Source organism: Paenibacillus macerans (assembly GCF_050565405.1).
Taxonomy (GTDB): domain Bacteria; phylum Bacillota; class Bacilli; order Paenibacillales; family Paenibacillaceae; genus Fontibacillus; species Fontibacillus macerans_B.
Genome location: NZ_JBNYYG010000004.1, coordinates 116,788 through 132,506, shown reverse-complemented (window position 1 = coordinate 132,506; position 15,719 = coordinate 116,788). Strand labels below are relative to the sequence as shown.

At 53.9% G+C, this 15,719-nt stretch carries 14 protein-coding genes; 9 read left to right on the top strand and 5 right to left on the bottom strand.

Going from position 1 to position 15,719, the window contains the following annotated elements; genetic code table 11:
- The first annotated feature begins 113 nt into the window (after positions 1–113).
- Together zwf and ACQ4N8_RS05310 are read left to right on the top strand one after the other, a co-directional pair.
- Complete coding sequence (zwf, locus tag ACQ4N8_RS05315) at positions 114–1,664, top strand: glucose-6-phosphate dehydrogenase (RefSeq protein ID WP_430703306.1); 1,551 nt, start codon at positions 114–116, stop codon at positions 1,662–1,664.
- Between the two features lie 167 nt (positions 1,665–1,831).
- A complete protein-coding gene (locus tag ACQ4N8_RS05310; RefSeq protein WP_430703305.1) occupies positions 1,832–3,415 on the top strand; it encodes a peptide chain release factor 3 in 1,584 nt (527 codons plus the stop codon).
- Between the two features lie 478 nt (positions 3,416–3,893).
- Here ACQ4N8_RS05310 and sspI read toward each other — a convergent pair whose 3' ends face one another.
- Entirely contained in the window at positions 3,894–4,130 is a 237-nt protein-coding gene (gene sspI / locus ACQ4N8_RS05305; protein ID WP_430703304.1) for a small acid-soluble spore protein SspI, read from the bottom strand.
- 193 nt (positions 4,131–4,323) lie between these two features.
- Between sspI and ACQ4N8_RS05300 the strand changes: the two genes are divergently transcribed.
- Both ACQ4N8_RS05300 and ACQ4N8_RS05295 read left to right on the top strand, forming a co-directional pair.
- A complete protein-coding gene (locus tag ACQ4N8_RS05300; protein ID WP_430703303.1) occupies positions 4,324–4,998 on the top strand; it encodes a potassium channel family protein in 675 nt (224 codons plus the stop codon).
- A 49-nt stretch (positions 4,999–5,047) separates the two neighbouring features.
- On the top strand, positions 5,048–5,866 hold the full coding sequence (locus tag ACQ4N8_RS05295) for a TrmH family RNA methyltransferase (RefSeq protein ID WP_430703302.1): 819 nt from the start codon (positions 5,048–5,050) through the stop codon (positions 5,864–5,866).
- A gap of 156 nt (positions 5,867–6,022) precedes the next feature.
- Here ACQ4N8_RS05295 and ACQ4N8_RS05290 read toward each other — a convergent pair whose 3' ends face one another.
- Positions 6,023–7,030: an oxidoreductase gene (locus ACQ4N8_RS05290; protein ID WP_430703301.1), complete on the bottom strand. Its 1,008-nt coding sequence runs from the start codon at positions 7,028–7,030 to the stop codon at positions 6,023–6,025.
- A 335-nt stretch (positions 7,031–7,365) separates the two neighbouring features.
- On the opposite strand from ACQ4N8_RS05290, the gene ACQ4N8_RS05285 reads away from it, so the two are divergent.
- Positions 7,366–7,923 (top strand): TetR/AcrR family transcriptional regulator, encoded by a 558-nt coding sequence (locus ACQ4N8_RS05285; protein ID WP_430703300.1) that lies wholly within the window; start codon positions 7,366–7,368, stop codon positions 7,921–7,923.
- 133 nt (positions 7,924–8,056) lie between these two features.
- Here the strand turns inward: ACQ4N8_RS05285 and ACQ4N8_RS05280 are convergent, their stop codons facing one another.
- The gene (locus ACQ4N8_RS05280; protein WP_430703299.1) at positions 8,057–8,941 is read right to left on the bottom strand and encodes an AraC family transcriptional regulator; all 885 of its coding nucleotides are present in this window, start codon (positions 8,939–8,941) and stop codon (positions 8,057–8,059) included.
- 179 nt (positions 8,942–9,120) lie between these two features.
- Between ACQ4N8_RS05280 and ACQ4N8_RS05275 the strand changes: the two genes are divergently transcribed.
- Positions 9,121–11,277, top strand: a complete 2,157-nt coding sequence (locus ACQ4N8_RS05275) for an alpha-galactosidase (RefSeq protein ID WP_430703298.1) — start codon at positions 9,121–9,123, stop codon at positions 11,275–11,277.
- Between the two features lie 48 nt (positions 11,278–11,325).
- On the opposite strand, the gene ACQ4N8_RS05270 is transcribed toward ACQ4N8_RS05275, so the two are convergent.
- Positions 11,326–11,691: a hypothetical protein gene (locus tag ACQ4N8_RS05270; protein WP_430703297.1), complete on the bottom strand. Its 366-nt coding sequence runs from the start codon at positions 11,689–11,691 to the stop codon at positions 11,326–11,328.
- Positions 11,692–11,937: 246 nt separating this feature from the next.
- Between ACQ4N8_RS05270 and yunB the strand changes: the two genes are divergently transcribed.
- Positions 11,938–12,822: a sporulation protein YunB gene (gene yunB, locus ACQ4N8_RS05265; RefSeq protein ID WP_430703296.1), complete on the top strand. Its 885-nt coding sequence runs from the start codon at positions 11,938–11,940 to the stop codon at positions 12,820–12,822.
- Between the two features lie 11 nt (positions 12,823–12,833).
- Here the strand turns inward: yunB and ACQ4N8_RS05260 are convergent, their stop codons facing one another.
- Positions 12,834–13,889 (bottom strand): M23 family metallopeptidase, encoded by a 1,056-nt coding sequence (locus ACQ4N8_RS05260; RefSeq protein ID WP_430703295.1) that lies wholly within the window; start codon positions 13,887–13,889, stop codon positions 12,834–12,836.
- Positions 13,890–14,056: 167 nt separating this feature from the next.
- On the opposite strand from ACQ4N8_RS05260, the gene lipA reads away from it, so the two are divergent.
- Positions 14,057–14,956: a lipoyl synthase gene (lipA, locus tag ACQ4N8_RS05255; protein WP_430703294.1), complete on the top strand. Its 900-nt coding sequence runs from the start codon at positions 14,057–14,059 to the stop codon at positions 14,954–14,956.
- Between the two features lie 27 nt (positions 14,957–14,983).
- Positions 14,984–15,301, top strand: a complete 318-nt coding sequence (locus tag ACQ4N8_RS05250) for a YutD family protein (protein WP_430703293.1) — start codon at positions 14,984–14,986, stop codon at positions 15,299–15,301.
- Positions 15,302–15,719 lie beyond the last annotated feature (418 nt).

Genomic DNA, 15,719 nt, shown 5'->3' with positions numbered 1-15,719 from the left:
CTTTGGGCGAATATGCTAAAATGGCATCACATCTCGTGATGCCGCGTAAATTTATGGCCTTGATGAATGATTGAATAAAAATACACTATATTACATAGAAAGAATGAGGAGCCATGGCTGAAAATCAAACTCAGGGAACTGTTCAGACACCAGGGGCGGTATTTTTCATTTTCGGAGCAACCGGTGATTTAGCGCGGCGCAAGCTCTTCCCCGCCATCTATTCATTATATCGCGAAGGCAAGCTGGCGGAAGATTTTGCCGTAATCGGCGTGGCCCGTCGTCCGCGTTCGGAAGCGGAGTTCAGGGAAGACCTGTATCGTTCCATCGAAGAGTTCTGCCGATATAAAATCGAGGATACCGAGCACTGGGCTCGTTTTGCGGAGCATTTCTCCTATAAATCGCTGGACATCAACAACATCGACGGTTACCGCGAGCTGCGGGAATTGACCGAATCCGTCGAATCGCGGTTCGGCATCCCCGGCAACCGATTGTTCTATCTGGCGTTGGCGCCGGAGCTGTTCGGCAGCGTGTCGTTTAACCTGCAGAAGGGGGGCATGCTGAGCAGCGGCGGTTGGCATCGCCTTGTCATCGAGAAGCCGTTCGGTTACGACCTGCAATCGGCACAGAAGCTGAACGAAGAGCTGAACCAGGTGTTCAAGGAAGAGGAAATCTACCGGATCGACCACTATCTCGGCAAAGAGATGGTGCAGAATATCGAGGTAATCCGCTTTGCCAACGCTTTTTTCGAGCCGTTGTGGAATAACAAGCACATCGCCAATATTCAGATCACACTGAGCGAAACGGTGGGCGTGGAAGAGCGCGGAGGTTATTACGACCATGCAGGCGCGCTCCGCGATATGGGTCAAAACCATATGCTGCAAATGCTGACGATGATCGCGATGGAGCCGCCAAGCCGGTTGTTCCCGGAAGATATCCGGGACGAGAAGGTGAAGGTGCTGCGTTCGCTGCGGCCTTATGAATCGGCTCAGGAAGTCAAAGAGAATGTCGTGCGCGGCCAGTATGCGGCTGGGGAAAGCAAGGGCAAGGAATTGCCGGGTTACCGCGAAGAGGACAAGGTGGATCCGAACTCCAATACGGAAACGTACTTCGCGGCCAAGGTGTTCGTCGATAACTTCCGCTGGGCCGGAGTACCTTTCTATATCCGCACCGGGAAGCGGCTGCCGGTCAAGACGACGGAGGTCGTCGTGGAATTCAAGCAAATGCCGACGAACGTGTATCTAGGCCAAAAGCACAAGCTTGAGCCTAACCTGCTGGTCATCCGCGTGAATCCGATGGAGGGCATTTACTTCAAGATCAACGCCAAGAAACCGGGCTCGGAATCGCAAATCGAACCGCTGGCCATGGAATTTTGCCAAAGCTGCCTGGTGGGCATCAACTCGCCGGAAGCCTACGAACGGTTGATCCACGATGCGGCCCAAGGGGATTCGACCTATTTCACCCGCTGGGACGAAGTAGCGACGGCCTGGGCATTCGTCGACCGGATCGCCGCGGCCTGGGCGCAAAATCCGTCCGATATCAACACGTATCCCGCAGGCTCCTGGGGCCCGAAGGAAGCGTACGAACTGCTGGCCAACGACGGCTTCCACTGGTGGCCGGTGAACGGCCAAGAGGAAGACAACGTCGTATGGGTCAACCCGAATTGAAATCTTGTGCGCCGATCGTCACCGATGGGGACGTTTGCCGAATAAGATATAGGAAACGGAAAACACCTTCATGTCCCGCAAGGACGTGAGGTGTTTTTGCGTAACTGAGGGCCCTAAATATGGTACAATAGAGAACGTGAATTTGTGAGAACGAGAGGAAAGTGAGCATGAGCAAAGCATTGGACCAAGCGCTGCAGCAGGAAGTGGACAAACGGCGCACGTTTGCGATCATTTCCCACCCGGACGCCGGGAAGACGACGCTGACCGAGAAACTGCTGCTGTTTGGCGGCGCGATTCGCCTCGCCGGATCGGTCAAAGCGCGTAAAGCAAGCAAACACGCGACGAGCGACTGGATGGAAATTGAAAAGCAGCGGGGGATTTCCGTCACTTCTTCGGTGATGCAGTTTGATTATAACGGCCATCGGGTCAATATTCTGGATACGCCGGGCCACCAAGACTTCAGTGAGGATACGTACCGGACGCTGACCGCCGCGGACAGCGCCGTGATGCTGATCGACGTGGCCAAGGGCGTCGAGGCGCAGACGATCAAGCTGTTCCAGGTTTGCGCCAAACGCGGAATCCCGATTTTTACGTTCATCAACAAACTGGACCGGGAAGGCCGGAGTCCGTTCGAGCTCATGGAGGAGATCGAGCAGGTATTGGGCATCCGCTCCGTGCCAATGAATTGGCCGATCGGCATGGGCCGGGAATTGTCCGGCGTCTACGATCGGATGAAAAACCAGGTCGAGTTGTTCCAAGGCGATGATCACTCCACGATCCAGGTAAAGAAGGTAGAAGATTATCATGACCCGGTCATCCGCGATATGGCCGGCGAATATCTCCACGACCAGCTGTGCCAGGATCTCGAGTTGCTGGACGTAGCCGGCGACCCGTTTGATCTGGAGAAGGTGATACGCGGCGAGTTGACCCCGGTCTTTTTCGGCAGCGCGGTCAACAATTTCGGCGTGCAGACATTCCTGGAGAATTTCCTCCAGCTGGCGCCTAAGCCGGAGCCGCGCCGGAGCACGTCAGGCATGATCGAGCCGACGAACGAGAAATTCTCCGGTTACGTGTTCAAAATCCAGGCGAACATGAACCCGGCGCATCGCGACCGGATTGCGTTCCTGCGCATCGTGTCGGGCAAGTTCGAGCGCGGGATGTCCGTTAAGCATGTGCGCGCAGGCAAAGAAATCAAGCTGTCCCAGCCGCAGCAGTTTTTGGCCCAGGACCGCGATATCGTCAGCGAGGCGTATCCGGGGGATATCATCGGGCTGTTCGACCCGGGGATTTTCCGGATCGGCGACTCGCTCAGCCAAGGCAGCGAAATCGTATTTGACGAACTGCCGACGTTTTCGCCGGAGATTTTCGCCAAGGTGACGGTAAAGAATGCGCTGAAGCATAAGCAGTATCAGAAGGGCATCGACCAACTGACCGAAGAGGGCACGATTCAGGTGTTTACGACGGTCGGTTTCGAGGATACGCTGCTGGGCGTCGTCGGGCAGCTCCAGTTCGAGGTGTTCGAATACCGGATGAAAGGCGAATACGGCGTGGACGTGCAGTTGCAGCGGATGCCGTTCCAGTTCGCGCGCTGGATCGTGGGCGACAAGATCGACCCGTCCAAATTCCGGATCAATTCGACCTTGGTGAAAGACAAGAAGGGCAATTTTGTCGCCTTGTTCGAAAACGAATATGCGATGCGCACGGCGATGGAGAAGAATCCGGACGCCAAGTTTCTGGAGACCGCGCCTTAATCGGACCACCGCCACGCTGAAGGGGTTCGGCCGCCCTATTTGGGGCCGCTTTTTCGATGAGCAAAGCTGCGATTCGTTTTGTGCATCCTATTGATCGGTTGCGGCAAAGCGGCTGCCCAGTCCAGCGTACCGGCTTCGTCAGCTGAGTTATAAAAACTTCCGTGAAGGGAAAACGTTGCATTTAGTACAACAATGAAATCGGATCCAGGATTTGTGGGCCGGATTGTTGTAAAAAGTACAACAATGTTGCGGCTGCAGGCCAAAAATAACCCCAGATTATTGTACTAAATACAACAATCTGGGGTTATTATGCCTTTTTGCGCCTCCAATGTTGTATGAAATACAACATTGGAGCGGGTGGAGCTTCAAGCGGCGCGGAATATTCAACGCGTTTCGGATCAATCGGAGAAGTAATCTTAGCGGCCTTCCGTCCGTCTGAGGACGGGCAGAAGGCTCGCTTGTTTTTTTCAGGGCAGATTTATTTCAATGGCGTGAGGCTGGTATGATCCACTTGCTCTTTGAGCACGGACAGGAGTTCGTTTTGCTCGGCCGCATCAATATGCTTCCACATGACTTCAAACACGACACCTAGTCCGGGCAGCGCCGCCTCCTGGGCGTCGATCGACCCTTCGATCATTTCCCGCAGCCCTTGCTCATCCTTGCCGTGGATTTTGTGCATCACCGCTTGGCGCAAATCGAGTGTAATCGATGGCATGCCTTTTCCCTCCTTGAAATGTTACTTTCCCAGCCTTAATGTACCCGATCCTTTAGGCGAAAATTCAGGGTCATCTATTTATCACGACTCCTGCGGAAGCATACGCTTCGGTGCTAAATAGCTGACTTTTTGAACCGTACTTTTAAGGTGTGGTATACTAAATCGAATGGAAATTGTTTCGGGTGGTGAAAATATGGCACAAACAGCCAAAAAACAGTTTGCCGTCATCGGTATGGGCCGATTTGGATTAAGCGTGGCAACGGCACTCAGCAAAATGGGCTTTGACGTTTTGGCTATCGATGCGGACGAGCATAACATACAGGCCGTAGCGAATCTGGTCACGCACGCCGTCTCGGCGGATTCCACCGATGAGGATGCGCTTCGCGCGCTCGGGATCCGCAATTTTGACGTAGTTGTCGTGGCGATAGGCGAAGATATACAAGCAAGTATTTTGACAACCTTGATTTTGAAGGATATGGGCGGCCCCCTGATCGTGGTTAAGGCGCAAAACGAGCTGCATGGGAAGGTGCTGCAAAAGATCGGGGCAGACAAAGTCATTTTTCCGGAGCGGGACATGGGACTCCGGGTAGCGCACCACTTAACCTCGCCCAACATTTTGGATTACATCGAACTCTCCGAAGAGTACAGCATCGTGGAAATGAGCGTCCCCCGGGCAATGGTCGGCAAAAACCTCATCGAGCTCGACATTCGCGCCCGTTTCGGCTGCAACGTAATGGCGATCAAACGGGGCAGCAAAATGAACATTTCGCCTGCCGCGACCGATCGATTGACGGAAGAAGACGTGCTCGTCATCGTCGGGGAGAAAAACGATTTGATCAAATTGGAGCTGGCCTACGCGGAAGCTTAGCCCGCTTGATCTCATATAAGTCTACTTTAATTTTAAGGATGAATCAGGCATGGATATTTTATCTCCGCAGAATTCCCGCGTGAAGGAATGGGCGGGACTGCTCGAGAAGAAAAACCGGGACAAGCAAGGCAAATATTTGATCGAGGGCCTTCATCTCGTACAGGAGGCGCTGCAGGCACGAGCCGACGTGGAATGCGTCTGCTACGACATCGGCGGCGGCATTCCGCCCGAGCTGCAGGCGGCGGCATCCGCCGGGCTGGATGTCGATTGGATCGGCGTATCCGCCGCCGTCATCGCCAAATGCAGCGATACGAAGTCGCCGCAGCCGGTGTTCGCGGTCGTCCGCAAGGACCGCGGGACGGTGGCTCCGCTCCTGGCAAAGGTGCGGAGTTTGGTGGTTGTGCTGGACGGCGTGCAGGATCCCGGCAACGTCGGCACGATCATCCGCAGCGCCGACGCGGTCGGTGCGGACGGGGTGATCGTCGGCGCGGGCTGCGCCGACATCTACGGGCCCAAGGTGCTGCGCGCCACGATGGGCTCGGTGTTTCATTTGCCGGTGGTGCACGGCAAATTGGCGGAGGTGCTGCCGCAGGCGAAGCAGCGGGGCATCCGGCTCGCCGGTACCAGCCTGCAAGCGGCGGAGAACTGCTTCGCCTACGACTTTACGCAGCCGGTGTGGCTGCTGTTCGGCAGCGAAGGCAGCGGCCTCAGCCCGGAGGTCCGCGCACTGATGGACGACGGCCTGCTGATTCCGATGCGCGGCAAGGCCGAATCACTTAACGTGGCGATGGCTGCTTCGGTGCTGCTGTACGAAGCGATGCGGCAGCGGCATTATGCCCCGCCGCCGGGATCGCCGCGCGAATTGTGAGTTAGATAACCAGATGGCAGCAAAACCTTTGTATAACAAGGCTTTGCTGCCATTTGTCTTTTGTAGGGTTTCAGTTATCAATTGCTTAAACTGCCGCTAAATCGCAACTTTACGCCCTCACAAGTAAATTCATTCTGCTGCCTAACCACTTTATTCTTATATTGCAAATGTTAAATCTATCAACTGTTCACTAAGGGCCCAAAGTCGATCGGCCGCTTCTGGATCGACTGCGTATGGCATTACGCCGGAATCCGTTAATGTTGAATTGTTGTCCAAATGATATTCTGACCCGGCATCCTGCCCAAGAGGGGCAATATCACAGTTCTCGCAATAGACGCCACCCATATTGTCAAGCTGTGGACTAGTCGCGCACCATACGCTGGTAGCAGCCCCTTGTCCTACCGTCTTAAGATTTTTCGACGGGTCGAGGACCGGCAATCCGTTCTCGTCGATGACGCCCGACAATTGTAGTTCCTCCCTCGAAAGATGCTTTTCTAGACCAGTACCAACGATACTTCCCGGATGAAGGGAAAAGGCGCGTACCCCATCGGCCAGGCCGCGTTTGTCGAGCGTGAGCGAAAAGAGAATGTTGGCCGTCTTCGACTGACCATAGGCTTCCCACCGGTCATAGTCGCGTCGTTCGAAATTGGGATCATCGAATACGACTGGGGAAAAGTGATGCCCCCAGGAAGAAACCGTGACTACCCGCGCGCCGTTCGCCTTGCGTAGTGCTGGCCAAAGCCGCGCTACAAGCTGAAAATGGCCCAGATGGTTTGTCGCGAATTGCGATTCATACCCACGTGAATCGCGGGTCAGGGGAGATGCCATAATGCCTGCGCTGTTTACCAGGATGTGCAGCGGCCGGCCAGAGGCAAGGAACTTTTCTGCAAAGGCATCGATCGAGGCTGGGTCCAGCAAGTCCATCACTTCAATTTCGATGCCATCGATGTCCGCAAGCGCGGTCGTAGCTTTGTTGCGGTCACGCGTCGGGACTATGACCTTGGCGCCAGCAGACCGCAGAACACGCACAGTCTCAAGACCGAGTCCGGAATAGCCGCCGGTTACAATGGCAATTTTGCCTGCCAGATCGATACCCTTGATGACGTCTTCGGCTGTCGAGGAAGCTCCAAAGCCGGAGCCGATGGGTTTTTGCTTAGTTGTCATAATAAATTCTCCTTTAAATGTATTAAATAAGTGCGATTTCACGTTTTCACAGTAACTCCGCTTTCACCCTCCAGCATTGGACTTACTGCGCACCGATGGATGTGTAAGTGCTTTGCTCAATGTTCTTAAGGTTGAAAAGTGCTAGATCACCGAATTTCAAAGCCGGCCGTCTGTTGATAATCCCTAAATGAGTTGTAGTGGGTTGGGTATCATATGGTTGTCTTCATAATGATCGAGCTCCCTTTTTAATTCATATTTAGACAAAATTCAAATACTGTCTATATGTCTATAATATACAACTAGACAATGTTTGTAAAGTGTATAATAATGAATTTATGGACGATAAAAAGAAGCTTCATATACTATCCGTAGCATTGGACGTGTTCTTCAAGTATGGCTATAAGCGAGTGTCAATGAATGAAATTGCAGAGGCAGCCGGTATTTCGCGTGCGGGTCTTTATTTGCAATTCAAGAACAAGGAGGAAGTTTTTAACGCAACGATTCTCCATTATGGAGACACACTTATTAAAGAAATAGTGGAAGGACTTTCTTCCAAGAAAACGCATGAAGACAAGATTTTATATGCATTCGAGGTATGGTCGATAAACAATTTCAATCAATCGTTAAACTCGCCAGAGATGAAAGAAATAACCGACAGCTCTTTCGTATTTGCTCAGGAGGCACTGGATGCGAGCTACAATAAGCTTGAGGTCGTTTTGATCTCTATTTTGAAATCGAGGTCCGAATCCTGTGGCAACCCAAACAGTTTATCACCAGAAAAATTGGCGCATCTTTTAACAAGCGCCATGCGTGGTTTTAAAATCGTCGCCAGAAATTCGTCGGAGCTTCGACAAATGATCGAAGACTTACTTCGAATTACTCTTAATTATTAGGAGAGAATGGTTCATCCTCTTGATGATTGCACCCGAGATAGTTATACAAATTGAAGTGTGCGTCGCTGGAGATGGCGTTTTATTTTCCGTGAGGCTGAGCCGTTTTGGCTCAAGCGGGAGAATAACGCCTTTTTTATTGCTCATTTCCGGGAATTGGCCAAAGCCTGGGAGACGATTCGCCATCCGGATCGGCGGAACGGGCCTGACGATAATGAAGGGGCGAGCAGCCCATTTCCTTTTTGAACATTTTGGAGAACAGCAGAGGATCCTCGTAGCCTACGGAGCGGGCGATATCGCCGATGCTCAACAGGGAGTTGGCCATCAGCCCGCAGGCTTTCTCCATGCGGTAACGGATGAGGTACTCCTGGATGCTGCTGCCGATCCGCGCTTTGAATACCGCGGTCAAATAGCTGCGATCCAGGCCCACGAATTGGGCGATTTGCCCGATGTTAATGCGGTTGGCATAGTTCGTTTCGATGAAGCGGACGACCTTCCGCACGTACAGGTCACGCCGGTCGCTAGTATCAGATTGCCGGGAAAGCGGGAGCGGAGCGTTTTCGGCCAAATGGGACAGCAGCATATACAGATGAGCATGCAGGCGCAGGTCCCGTCCGCCGGCCATATTCCTGGTTTCGGCCATGCGCTCGATCTGGCGGCTGACAAATTCCGGGTGAATGGCGGGATGGATCGGGGCTTCGCTGGATAACCCCGCTTCTCTTAGATAATGCGTCGAATGCACTCCTTCGAAGCCAACCCAGCAATAATGCCAGGGTTGCCGTTCGTCGGCTTGATAATACGTGACGTTCTCCGGGCAGATGAGGAAGGCTTGGCCCGGCTGAAGCGGGTAGGACTGTCCACCGGCTTCGAACCGGCCGAAACCTTCGAGCACGAAGTGGATCAGATAGTGGTCGCGGACTGCCGGTCCGTGGTCGTGCAAAGGAGGACACTGCTGAATCCCGAACTGCGTCATCTGCAAATCCCGGTATGGGGTGTGGTTGGCGAAGTATTCTATCATCATGACATCATCACCTTGTTTAGAAATTGAGGAAATAAGGAGTAGTACGAACTCATCTATCATTATGCCATATTTTCAAAGGAATGTTCCATTTACGCTCCGCGATGGCGGACAGTAAGATGTAGGTGAATCGGACGGCATAACAATTAAAGATAACGATGCGAGGAGAAAGGAACCTTATTATGACGATACGCGTATATGAGGAGCAAGGAATCTTTCATTTACAGTCCAAAGATACCAGCTACATCTTGCAATTGGTTAACGGTTATCCCGCGCATGCTTATTGGGGAAAGCGGCTGGCCTTTGAGGAGAAGCCGCACAACTTCATTGATCCGGCGGGCAATTTGTCGCTGGACCGTTTGCCGCAGGAATATCCGCAATACGGAACCGGCGATTTTCGCAGCCCGGCCTATCAGGTGCGGTTAAGCGACGGCAGCCGGATTACCGAGCTGGTTTACAGCGGCTACCGGATCACGAAGGGGAAACCTCGGCTGGAAGGGCTGCCGACGGTGTATTGCGAACATGAGTACGAAGGGGAAACGCTGGAGCTTGAGCTCCGGGACGCGTACAGCGGTCTGATCGTGAAGTTAAGCTATAGCGTATTCGCCGATTCGGCGGCCGTCGCCAGATCGGTGCGTTTTGAAAATCAAGGCGAGCGGCCACTGCAACTGCTGCGTGCGCTCAGCGCCAGCGTCGATCTGCCGCGTGCGGATTTGGACGCGGTGTACCTGGCCGGCACCTGGGGTCGGGAAACCCATTTGCAGCGTCGCCCGCTCGGGCCCGGCGGCACTACGCTGGAAAGCCGTCGAGGCGCGAGCGGCCATCCGCTGAATCCGTTTATCGCCTTGGCTTCGCCCGGCACGGATGAAGATCAAGGAGAGGTCTATGGCTTCAGCCTCGTCTACAGCGGCAGCTTCTTTGCCTCCGCCGAAGTCGATCCTTTCCGGACGACGCGGGTGAGCCTGGGCATTAACCCGTTTGATTTCAACTGGCAGCTTGCGCCTGGCGAAGCGTTTCAGACGCCGGAGACGGTGATGGTCTACTCCTCCGGCGGCTTTGGCGAGATGTCGAGAACCTACCACCGGCTGTACCGGACCCGGCTGTGCCGCGGCGTCCATCGCGACCGCGAGCGCCCGATTCTGGTCAACAACTGGGAAGCGACCTATTTTGACTTCAATACGGACAAAATCGAATCGATTGCCAAAGCGGGCGCGGAGCTGGGAATCGAGCTGTTCGTCCTGGACGACGGCTGGTTCGGGCGTCGCGACGACGACCGCTCCTCGCTGGGCGACTGGACGCCGAACCTGCGGAAATTGCCCGGAGGTTTGACCAGCCTGGCGGATCGGGTGAACGCGCTTGGCTTGCAGTTTGGGCTGTGGGTCGAGCCCGAAATGATCTCTCCCGACAGCGAGTTGTACCGCCGGCATCCCGACTGGTGTCTTCACGTGGAGGGGCGGCGCAGGTCGGAAGCAAGATGGCAGCTGGTGTTGGATTACTCCCGCCAGGAGGTGCGCGATTATATCTATGAAACGCTGAGCAGTATTTTCAGCACCGTGCCGGTGGCTTACATCAAATGGGACATGAACCGGAATTTAACCGAAATCGGTTCGGCCGCCGCTGATCCGGAACGTCAGTTGGAGATCGCCCACCGCCACATCTTGGGCTTGTACGAGCTGTTGGAGCGGCTGACCGCCCGCTTCCCAAATATTTTGTTCGAAAGCTGCGCGAGCGGTGGCGGACGTTTTGATCCCGGTATGCTGTATTACATGCCGCAGACGTGGACGAGCGACGATACCGATGCCGTGGAGCGCTTGAAAATCCAATACGGAACGAGTTTCGTCTATCCGGTGAGCGCCATGGGGGCCCATGTATCGGATGTGCCGAACCATCAGGTCGGGCGAGTAACTCCGCTGAAAATGAGAGGCGAGGTGGCGATGTCCGGCAACTTCGGCTACGAGATGGACCTGACCCGATTCAGCGAAGAGGAAAAGGAGCTGGCCAAGGAGCAAATTCGGCGATACAAGGAGATTCGCCGTTTAGTGCAGCAAGGGGAGCTTTACCGGCTCGTCAGCCCGTTTGCCGGACAGGAAGCAGCCTGGATGTTCGTTTCCGATGACCGGAGCGAAGCGCTGGTGTTTTACTTCAAGGTATTGGCGGAGCCCCATGCGCCCGAACGCAGGCTACGTCTGAAAGGGTTGGATCCGGAGCGCACGTACCAAGTCGAAGGGAGCGGTCTCGTGCTGCGAGGCGACCGTTTGCTGGCCATCGGCTTACCAATCCCGTCTCAGCAGGGCGATTACGTGAGTGTATCGTTTAGTCTGAAGGCTCTATGTAATTAAGAGGCAAACCCCCCCGAAACCAATCCACTGTGGTTATCGGGGGTTTTACTACGTATAGCTGCCGCTCTCTTGGCAACCCAGCCTGAAGTGCAGCGCTTTTTGGTTTAGCTCCAGGTCCTTTAAATAATTGTTGATTTTTGAGGCCAATTGATCGATGAGAATCGTTTGGATTTCCTCGATGTGCTCCTCCCGGCAGAAGGCGGAAACCATCAGGATACCGTCGGCATAGGATTTCGTTTCATGAATCGCCATGTTCAGCTTTTCTTTATACAGCCTCTTGACCGATCCGTGCATGGGCTTGATCTCGTAATAACGGTTCGTTTCGATGAGCAATTTCCACGGCGTTATCTTGAAATGAAGCTGATCTTTCTGTAATTCTCCGGTGACTTGGTACAGTGTTTTCAAGCTGTTCATGATGTTGATCCCCTTGTATATTTATACATGACATTGAATATTATATCACAAATCATGAGAGCTATTGAAGGAAATCACGGGCCTATATATCCAAAAAAAATGGTACTAAAGTACTATAAATCAAATGGATATGAAAAATCAAGAGACAAATCACACATGTTTCCGTTCCACCAGCGCGTCCTTCTTTTTTTGCCCAGTCCTGCATAACTTGTAGAGAAGTTTGACCGCAGCAGGGGGGGCTAAAACATGCGGATACGACGCGGATGGCGAAGCCGGAAACGAAGACGTCCGGGCAGCAGGCGGAAGCTTTGGATCGCTATCGTGATCATCGCCGTCATCGGAATCATTCAATTCTTTCAATATGTCGAACGCCGGATGACGGAACCGATCGTTCATCTGGCGCAGATCCGTGTCAAGCAAATCGCCACGGATTCAATTAACGACGCGATTAGCGCGCAGGTGGCAAACCAGCATCAGGTCGGGGAGCTGATCGATTGGAAAACCGATAATACCGGAAAAATTACCGGCTTTATGCTGAACTACTCGGCTCATATGAAGGTGACTTCCGAAACGATCCAAACGGTGCGCCACACGCTGGAGGAGGTGTCCCGGCTGTCGGAGTCCATCCCGCTGGGGCAGGCGCTCGGCAGTCCGATCCTCGCTTCCTTCGGTCCGAGCATTCCGATCAAGATCGAGCCAAAAGGCGATGTCAAGGTGGATTTGAATACGCGGCGGCAGGATGCCGGAATCAACATGATTTTGGTGGAGGTGTTCCTACGGGTCAAAACGGAATTGGCCGTCGTCGTTCCCTTCGACATGGAGTCTCAGGCGGTGGAGACGGAAATTCCGGTATCCTATTTGCTCGTTGTCGGCGACGTGCCGATGTATTATTACGACAGCAAAGGCAATCCGGTAGGGAGCCAAGCGGGTGCGCCGAATATCGCTCTTCCGGCGCTGCCTGGGGGCGATGAGGCAAATGAGCGATCCGACGAACCGGAAAGCGGCCTAATTCTGCCGGGTTCCGTGAACGATTCAGGCGAAGCAGGCACGGATGCAGTCGATCCGAATGAAGGCACGGGTACGGGAGAATCCGAGAACACGGGAGCGAACGGGGATGGCGAGCATAAATAAAGAGGCGTCTGCTATTTGGACGCCCCTTTATTTTTGTTGGAGCGATCGGCTTGCTCCCATTTCCTCAGCAGCGGATAAGGGTCGAAGGCCCACTCTGTGTTCCCGGTATCCCGATAGATGCCATAATGCAGATGAGGCGGGAACTTCCCTGCCGTTCCTGGCGGGCCGTAACCACTGTTGCCGACCCAGCCGATGGTTTGGCCCGGCTCTACGAAATGGCCAATCTCGATGCCTTTTTCATACCCTTGCAGGTGCGCATAGTAGTGATATCGGTTGTTAATGTCCCGGATACCGATCCGCCAGCCGCCGTATGGGTTCCAGCCCTTGGTTTCGACGATGCCGTAGCAGACGCTGCGGACGGTTACGCCCATCGGGGCGAACAAATCGGTTCCTTCATGGGTACGAAGGCCACCCCAGCCGCGGCGGTCTCCCCAAGTATCGCGGTAAGTATAGGTGCTGCGCAACGGAAGCGGGAAGGCGCTGTCCGACAGATTCAGCCGGTTGAAATTTTTATATAGTTTGGCGAACTGGCGGATGCGCTCCACAGCCGAGTCGCTCTGGTAATAGCGCCACAGTCCGATCCGGAAATCATCTTCCTTGTAGCCGAAGCCCAGCAAGTACGAAGCCATCGTGAACAAGGCGTCCCGGTCGTTATTCGGATCGGCCTCGCCGTCGGAGGTGGCGTCTTTGCCGATGCCGCCAAATAATCCGATCGTAGCCGGATTCCGGTCCGCGGGATCGGGATTTAACGGACCCGACCAGAACGCTTCCCTGAAGCGAAACCCGGTCAAACGATCGTCCTGCTGCTGCTCCTTGCGGGGCGTGATCGTGCGTTCGTACTGATCGACCGCGGCGAGCCAGTACCAGGGGATTTGCGTCAGAATTTCCATTTCCTCATATAAGCTGCGCCGCAGCTCGTAAACGCTTTTGGCAGCGTCCGCGGCCGGTTTTCCCGGAGCTTCCGCATAGGCGGCGCCAAGGCCGGGGACCGTCCACGAAGAAATCAGCAGGCCTAAGCATGCTAAGCACCGGAACCATTTGCCGCGGGTAAGCAGATGAGACCTCAAGGTAAGAATTCCTCCTTCACCGGGTTTTCTTGCACGTTATTAGTGCCTCCTTAGGTTGGAGCAAAGGCTGTGTTTTTATTCCATCTCGCGAAGTAGGTTTTTCCAGCGGATTCATGGTATAATAAAGGGCGCTACGGCTTATTTCAAAAGAAAGAGGGTCTTGTGCCTTGGCAAAACAAATCCAGGAACCGAAACCGGATTGGATCCGTATCAAGCTAACTACAGGCGATAACTATCAGGACATCAAAAATATGATGCGCTCCAAAACCTTACATACCGTGTGCGAGGAAGCGCGTTGTCCGAATATATATGAATGCTGGGCCAATCGCACGGCCACGTTTATGATTTTAGGCGATATCTGCACCCGTGCTTGCCGCTTCTGCGCGGTCAATACCGGCCTGCCGACCGAATTGGATCTTCAGGAACCGCAGCGCGTCGCCGAGGCCGCGGAGCAAATGAATTTGCGGCATTGCGTCGTGACGAGCGTAGCCCGCGATGATCTGAAGGACGGCGGGGCCAGTATTTTTGCCGGCACGATCGCCGCGTTGCGCGAACGCCTGCCCCTTTGCAGCGTCGAGGTGCTGATCCCCGATTTTCAGGGCGATGAAGAAGCTTTGCGCATCGTGATGGAAGCCAAGCCCGATATTTTGAATCACAATATCGAAACGGTCGAACGGCTGTCCGACCGCGTGCGGGCCAAAGCGAAATATCGGCGCTCCCTGGAGCTGCTGCAGCGGGCCAAGGCCATGAAGCCGGACATCCCGACGAAGTCGAGCATTATGCTGGGCGTCGGCGAGGAATGGGACGAGATTCTTCAGGCGATGGACGATTTGCGGGCTGTGGACTGCGATATCTTGACGATCGGCCAATATTTGCAGCCCTCGCCGCAGCATCTGCGCGTGGAGAACTATTACAAGCCGGAGCAATTCGCCGAACTGAAGGAAGAGGGCATGAAGCGCGGCTTCAGCCACGTGGAATCCGGACCGCTCGTTCGCAGTTCCTATCATGCTCATGAACAGGTCAACTCGGCCAAGAGCAAAGCAAGCCAGCCGGCTTCAATGTCATAAGCGAAGTTTGCAAAGGAGGAAGCGCCCTTGATTCAAATCGGCGGCAGAACTTATGAACTTATCCAGAATTACAAGGATGCCTGGGATCCGGAGGCATTTAAGCAACGATACAGCGAAGTGCTCGACCGCTACGATTACATTATCGGCGACTGGGGTTACGAGAAGCTCCGCCTGAAGGGCTTCCTGCGGGATAATCACCCGAAGGCGAACCGGGATACGGCGTATTCCGGTATAACGGATTACATCAACGAGTACTGCAATTTCGGCTGCAAATATTTCGTGCTGCAGAAGACGAAAGACAATCATGCGGAAACGGGGGCGGCCCACGGCACGAACCACAAGTAGTCTACAAGTAGTCCGCAAGTGTCCACAAGTAGTTGCCTGCGTTCGAGGTTGGGGAGGAGACCCGGGTTTGTAGGGCGGCGTATGTTGAAATTCCTGCAAAAATGCAGGTTTTTTCAGCCTCGAGCCCATTTTGCGTTGATAAGCTCCAAATACCTGTACATTTGCAGAAATTTGTAGGGAAAGCATGTTACCGGAGGAAACAAGCTGCATTCTTGCAGGTTTTTCCGCGAGTTGGCTGTATCTCACTGGAACATCTGCGCTTTCAAACTTACTTTCCGCATCTTTCTTCCCCCTACCCTCTTCTTCCTCTGTCCTCACTCCCCCTATCCTAGCTAGCTTTCTATATTGCGCTTCCCGCTCCCGTATTCCGACATCCGCACTTTCTGCCCCGCATTTCCTGGGTTCTCATATCCTGTTT

Excerpts from the sequence above, each read along its gene's own strand:
- zwf (WP_430703306.1), top strand. The coding sequence starts at position 114 with ATGGCTGAAAATCAAACTCAGGGAACTGTTCAGACACCAGGGGCGGTA.
- ACQ4N8_RS05310 (WP_430703305.1), top strand. The coding sequence starts at position 1,832 with ATGAGCAAAGCATTGGACCAAGCGCTGCAGCAGGAAGTGGACAAACGG.
- sspI (WP_430703304.1), bottom strand. The coding sequence starts at position 4,130 with ATGCCATCGATTACACTCGATTTGCGCCAAGCGGTGATGCACAAAATC.
- ACQ4N8_RS05300 (WP_430703303.1), top strand. The coding sequence starts at position 4,324 with ATGGCACAAACAGCCAAAAAACAGTTTGCCGTCATCGGTATGGGCCGA.
- ACQ4N8_RS05295 (WP_430703302.1), top strand. The coding sequence starts at position 5,048 with ATGGATATTTTATCTCCGCAGAATTCCCGCGTGAAGGAATGGGCGGGA.
- ACQ4N8_RS05290 (WP_430703301.1), bottom strand. The coding sequence starts at position 7,030 with ATGACAACTAAGCAAAAACCCATCGGCTCCGGCTTTGGAGCTTCCTCG.
- ACQ4N8_RS05285 (WP_430703300.1), top strand. The coding sequence starts at position 7,366 with ATGGACGATAAAAAGAAGCTTCATATACTATCCGTAGCATTGGACGTG.
- ACQ4N8_RS05280 (WP_430703299.1), bottom strand. The coding sequence starts at position 8,941 with ATGATGATAGAATACTTCGCCAACCACACCCCATACCGGGATTTGCAG.
- ACQ4N8_RS05275 (WP_430703298.1), top strand. The coding sequence starts at position 9,121 with ATGACGATACGCGTATATGAGGAGCAAGGAATCTTTCATTTACAGTCC.
- ACQ4N8_RS05270 (WP_430703297.1), bottom strand. The coding sequence starts at position 11,691 with ATGAACAGCTTGAAAACACTGTACCAAGTCACCGGAGAATTACAGAAA.
- yunB (WP_430703296.1), top strand. The coding sequence starts at position 11,938 with ATGCGGATACGACGCGGATGGCGAAGCCGGAAACGAAGACGTCCGGGC.